Origin of the sequence: uncultured Caballeronia sp., from assembly GCF_964243625.1 — a bacterium.
Classification (GTDB): domain Bacteria; phylum Pseudomonadota; class Gammaproteobacteria; order Burkholderiales; family Burkholderiaceae; genus Caballeronia.
In genome coordinates this window covers 1-5,851 of record NZ_CAXTGZ010000394.1, presented here as the reverse complement: position 1 = coordinate 5,851, position 5,851 = coordinate 1, and the positions used below count along the sequence as shown (strand labels likewise).

General features: G+C 58.2%; 5 protein-coding genes. All 5 read right to left on the bottom strand.

Annotation, left to right across the window (positions count from 1 at the left end; translation table 11 throughout):
• The coding region (locus ACFFAR_RS22715) for a fimbria/pilus outer membrane usher protein (protein WP_174364170.1) at nt 1-1,612 on the bottom strand (1,612 nt) is incomplete at its 3' end.
• Nucleotides 1,613-1,791: 179 nt separating this feature from the next.
• Complete coding sequence (locus ACFFAR_RS22710; RefSeq protein ID WP_062171865.1) at nt 1,792-2,535, bottom strand: molecular chaperone; 744 nt, start codon at nt 2,533-2,535, stop codon at nt 1,792-1,794.
• An 84-nt stretch (nt 2,536-2,619) separates the two neighbouring features.
• Nucleotides 2,620-3,180, bottom strand: coding sequence for a fimbrial protein (locus ACFFAR_RS22705; protein WP_062003514.1), 561 nt, complete (start codon nt 3,178-3,180; stop codon nt 2,620-2,622).
• A 366-nt stretch (nt 3,181-3,546) separates the two neighbouring features.
• Nucleotides 3,547-4,896 carry an MFS transporter gene (locus ACFFAR_RS22700; RefSeq protein WP_375508512.1) on the bottom strand — a complete coding sequence of 450 codons (1,350 nt, stop codon included), beginning with the start codon at nt 4,894-4,896 and terminating at the stop codon, nt 3,547-3,549.
• 146 nt (nt 4,897-5,042) lie between these two features.
• A partial coding sequence (locus tag ACFFAR_RS22695; protein ID WP_174364171.1) for an aldehyde dehydrogenase family protein occupies nt 5,043-5,851 on the bottom strand: 809 nt, incomplete at its 5' end.

Sequence of the window (5,851 nt, the reverse complement as noted above, 5' to 3'; positions counted from 1 at the left end):
GATCGCCCAGCTTCTGGTTGACCGATACTTGCATGCGGTTGCGCTGTCTATAAATCGCATCGATATCGCCGCCATGCTCCGAGATATCGCGAATGGACGCTGCATCGTTCAGGTTCAGATACCCTGCTGTCGAGAACCGGTAAGCCGCGACAGACACGTTCGTATTGGTCGCCCCGACAAACTTGCTGTAGCCCACGCGCAAGCTCGCGCCGTGCATCGACTGGGATTGCGGCACGCTGGTCATGGCGCCGGTGACGTCCATCGAAAACGCGCCGAAGCCGGTGTTCAATGCACCACCGAAGTTCAGCGCGCCATATCCGCTCGATGCAACCACACCGCCGTAAGCCGTCACTGTGTTCGTCAGGCCATGTTGAAGCGTGAACTGGCCGAAAACGGGTTTTGTATCGATGGAATCGTTACGCAGCTGGCCTGCCGTCGCGCTGAAACGGGTGACGCCGGGACGCAGCAATTGCGCCACCGATGCGAACGGTACGGTGAACTCCTTGCTGCGGCCATCGGCTTCGGTCACCGTCACGACCAGATCACCGCCATAGCCGGTCGAATACAGATCATTGATCTCGAAGGGACCGGGCGCAACGTTTGTTTCTTCCAGCACCTGGCCGTTTTGGCGGATCGTCACGCGTGCATTCGATTCTGCGACACCGCGCACAACCGGCGCATAACCGCGCATTGAATCGGGAAGCATGCGGTCATCGGTGGCGAGTTGTGCGCCGCGAAACGACACGCTGTCGAAGATCTCGCCGCTTGTGCTGGAATCGCCGAGCGTCAGTTGCGCGCCGAGCTTTTCGACATCGCGTTGGGCGTAGGTCGCAATGTTGTCGAACTGTGTAGGCTGCCCCGTTCCCGACGATATCGACGATTGATGCCGAAGGTGCCATGCGCCCAGATTCACGCCGGCGTTGAGGCCGAGATAGCTTTGGGTTGAGCCGGGGCCCGAGCCGTCGGTCCGGAATGTGTTGGCGTTATAGCTCACAAATCCGCCGTTGACGCCCTGGTCCCATTGTTCGGGCGGCACGTAACCTCGTGCCGCGTTACGCATGAATGCCTGCGGCACGCTCAGTTCGAGGGTTTGCTGGGTAAAGTCGAAGTCGACCGTCGCGCCGGGCACCAGCGTGCCAATCTCTTCGCAGGTGTCGGTATCGGCTGCCGGGGTCGTTGCCGGTGCCTTCCGGCCGCCGGCCGCATCCGCCTTGGCCATATCGACGCCCGCGTGCTGCAACATTGCACGGGTGAAACACGGCTTGGCGCTGAATGGGCCACCTCTGGAAACAAAGCGGATGTCCTGGCGGCTCAGGCGCGCACCGTTCACGTACAGGTCAACCGAATAGGTTCCTGGTGAAACCGCGTTGCCGCGCGTGAACCGGCTGGTATCGATCGGCGTTCCACCATCCTGGCGCAGGTAGGTGTTATCGAAGCTCACTTCAGCAACCGTGCCACTTTTGCTTTGATCCAATCCCGAGGCATCAGCCATTGCTTGCGGAATCGCGGCGCACGCCATCATTGAAAATGCGATTGCGGCAATCGGCTTCAGACGAAGCCGGAACGCATCCTGGCTTTGACGGGAGAAAGCATGTTGAGCAGCTTGTTTCATGGTTCGGCCTGCGTTGATTCGGTCTATTCAGTCGGTTCAGACGCGAGTTGACCCACCGGGCTGTTCGGACAGCCCGTTCGGCAAATGCGTAAAGTCTTTCTTGAGGAAGGCGTCGGCCAGTTACTGCCCGCGACGCCTTCAGTTACCCAGGGCGATGGCCGCCCCGATCAGGCGACGTCTTATGGCGCGAGAGGTGCGTCGAGCGACACGGCGCCGCCGAAATCGCTGATGGTCGAAAATTTGACACGGGCGTTGGCCGGCGCTGTTTTCATGTTCTTGATCGGGAACTGCGCGCTTCCATGCGGCTCGACCATGCCGCCTATGTCGTTGCTGAAGGTCTGACCGCTACCGACCACATTGATATTGCTGAACGACACGTAATAGGCCGTCGGATTGGTCGCCTTCACTTCATACCCTTTGTTATCGACGGCGGGTACGAGTTTCCATGTCACTTTTGCCGGTGCTTCATCGGCGGTTCCGGGCAAACCCTTCGGACGCGCAAATACCTTGATTCGAGTCCGGAACGCGAATTGAAGCGTGTTGACATCGGAATCCTTGGCAGTCTTCGGCGGTACGTCGAGCACATTGAGCCAGAACACCGACTCGCGGTCCTGCGGCAATGCATCGCCCGTGTACATCATTCGTAGCGTCTGGGATTTTCCGGCGTCCATGCGAAAGATCGGCGGCGTCAACACGAAGGGCGCGCTTGCCTCGCCCGGCTTCGCCGCGGCATTGCCTTTGTCCATCCAGACCTGAACCAGCGAGGGTTCGCTGCGATCATTGGTCAGCTTGACCGTCATCTCACGATTCTCAAGGGGATACACCACGCGTGTTCCGCCCACTGTCACGCTTGCGCCCGCACTTCCGGCAACGAGGGCCGCGATCAAGCCCAAACCATATGCAATTTGCCTGAGGGACTTCATGATTGATGCATCTCCGTAAAAAACGTATCTCGAAAATTTGAAAAAAAACAGGCACCTGCACCTGCAGATGCCCGTTGGTACACCTTACTGGTAGTCGACGGTGTATTGAACCGACGTGCTTACTGGGCCAGCCTTTGCCGCACCCGTTGCGTAGTACTCTGCGAAGTACTTGAGGTCAGCGTTGCCCGAAACGATGGCCGCACCGTTGCCGGCCATGTCGTTGTTCTCGCCCGTCACCACGTTGATGGGCAGGTGCGACGCGTTCAGCAAGCGAACTTGCACGTTTTCAGCGCCGGCGGGGGCTTGGTTTGCTAAGTACCCCGTGGTTTGATCGACCGTCGGGCCATTTTCGAAACGAGCGACTGCCTTCGATTCTGTCGAGCAACCGCTCAATGAGAACGTCAGGTCGGTTGCGGAGGTCGTGCCGGCCGTCGAGCCCTTCGAAGCAAGCGTGCTGTTTGTTACGGTCGGCAATGTGACGTTCTTGTCGGCGGCGCCAGCAACTTTTGCGTCGATCGAACATGTCGTGTCAGTCACTGCACCGGTGAACGTGATGGTGCCGTCAGCAGCGCTCGCGCCGGTCGAAGCCAAAGCGATGGTCGCGATAGTTGCAGCAGCAGCGACAGTGGAGATGAATGATTTCATGATGTTTTTCCAAAAGAGAAATTAACGAGGTTTCGAACACTTGCGGCGCTTGAACTACGTGTCCCGTAGTGCCGTCCGCGCAGTGCGAGCCGCCTTTTTCATCGTCTGGATTCTGGTGAGAGGCGATGAACCGGTTCGTCTGCGAGTGAATGAATCTTAAGGCGCGATGCCTCGGATTACCCTCGGAACTCTCCGAAGAATTAGGACGAAACTAAGAATTCCTAATATCGAAATCGGGATGGTTTTTGGTTGATGCGATCGCGTTTTCAAATGCGGAAAGGCGTCCGCAAGCGGACGCCTTTTTTAAGGTGAGGTTTATCGGGAGCTGCTGAGTGGAGCCAACCTATCCGGCAGCACGCTTGGAGTTCATGACGATCCGCTCGCGGCACGCAGAGTCAGGTTGCGTGTCTCAGGAGCCCAGGCGATCGATACGATCATGCCAACAAGCAGAACAGCGGCGAGAATCATCATGGTGTAGTGAAACCCGATCTGCGCGATGCCGACCGGTAGCAAGAACGTACCGATTGCCGAGCCAAGCCGGCTGCACGCAATGGCAAGTCCAACGCCTGACGCGCGTACTTCGGTTGGAAAGCATTCGGGCGGAAACACGCCAACCAGATTGCTGAATGCCGACATGGTCAATGTGAAAACAGCAAACGCAGCGATCATCGCAAGCGTTGCAGATGACGGCAGCAGGCTCATGGCCACCAGCATGGCGCAGGTCACGGCAAAGGATCCAATCAAAAAGTGCCGGCGGGGCAACTTGATGGTGAGCCAGATTCCGAGCACCGCACCGATGACCAGTACAGCGTTGAGCAACAGGTCCGCACCGAAACCACCACTCAGGCCGATCACTTTCAGGATGCCTGGCAAGAATGTGTAGATCGCGAAATACGGAATGACGAGACACACAAAGAATCCGCAGTTGAACAATGTCCTGCGAATCAGGTCAGGTTGAAACAGCCGTAGGTAACCATGCTTCCCACCGCCGACATGACTGCTATGTTCAGCGTCGAGAATGACGTCGGGGCCGAAATGCTTGCGGACTACATCGTGCGCTTCCTTCACCCGCCCCTTTCCGAGCAGCCAGCGCGGAGACTCTGGCGTGCCAATGCGCAGCAGCAGGACGATGAATGCAGGAAGACTCGCCGATGCAAGCAGCCAGCGCCATGCATCCGGACTGGCTTCTCCATACGACATGCCGAGTACGTTCGCCACCACGTAACCGACCGTCCAGACAACGCTGAACGATCCGAGGAGCGCACCACGATGCTTGCGAGGCGAAAATTCTGCCAGGATGGCGTGACCGACCGTGAAGTCGCCGCCCATACCGAAGCCGATCAAAACCCGAAGCGCAAACAATTCCAGCGGCGATGTGGCGAAGAACTGAAGGAATGCGGCAATGGTAATGATGACAAAACTGGTGAGAAAAATGCGCTGGCGGCCAAGCCGATCAGACAGGCGCCCGAAGATCAGGCTGCCAAGGAAAATGCCGATCAACGCCGAGCTGCCGATTGCACCCATCCAGAACGAATCGAGCGGCATCTGCCGGTTCATCGAGGCCAGCGCGTATCCCACTGTGCCCAACGCGTAACCTTCGGTGAAATGCGCGCCGAAAGTCAGGCCCGCGATCTTCACATGGAAGCGGTTCAGCGGAATGTCATCGAGCAGCATGGGCTTCGAGGCCGAATTGTCGGGTGTGCGGATTGGCGCCATACCTGCATGTGGTCCGGGACCATTGGGGATGGCACTACTTGAGGTGTCCTGATGACTCACTGCGTCTCCTGTTTGTTCTTCACTTACTCGCGTTGCTGCCAGCTGTATGCGACAGCAACAACGCGGTCACAATCGACTAGCGACAATCAACGTTCGGTCGCCGCCAGGCCGCTGATCATCATGTATTTAAGTTCCATGTATTCGTCGAGTCCGTATCTGGAACCTTCGCGGCCCAGACCCGATTGCTTGACGCCACCGAACGGCGCCACTTCGGTGGATATGATTGCCTCATTGATGCCAACCATGCCCGTCTCGAGTGCTTCCGCGACACGCCACGCTCGGCCCAGATCGCGGGTATAGAAGTACGCGGCGAGTCCGAAGGGTGTGTCGTTGGCAAGCTTGATTGCCTCAGCCTCTGTTTCGAACTGGAAGCAGGCGGCGACCGGGCCGAACGTTTCTTCCTGCGCTATCGACATGCTTTGGTTCGCATGGGCCAGAACGGTTGGTTCGTAGAACGTGCCGCCCAATGAATGGGCGCGGCCGCCCGTCATGACAGTTGCGCCTTTGGCCACGGCGTCCTGCACGTGATCATCGACCTTTTTCAACGCGGCATGGTTGATAAGCGGGCCTTGATCGACCTCTTGCTCGAGCGCGTTGCCTACGCGAAGCTTGCCGGCGGCAAGCGTCAGACGCCGCGTGAACTCGGCATAAACTCCCGCCTGAACAAAGAAGCGATTCACGCACACGCACGTCTGGCCGGTATTACGGAATTTCGATGCCATGGCGCCCTGCACGGCGGCGTCCAGATCTGCGTCGTTGAATACGATAAATGGCGCGTTGCCGCCGAGTTCCAGGGAAAGCTTCTTCAGCGTGTGTGCGGATTGGGCTGCGAGAAGTTTGCCGACCCGCGTCGAGCCGGTGAACGACAGCTTGCGTACGACCGGAGACGCAGTCA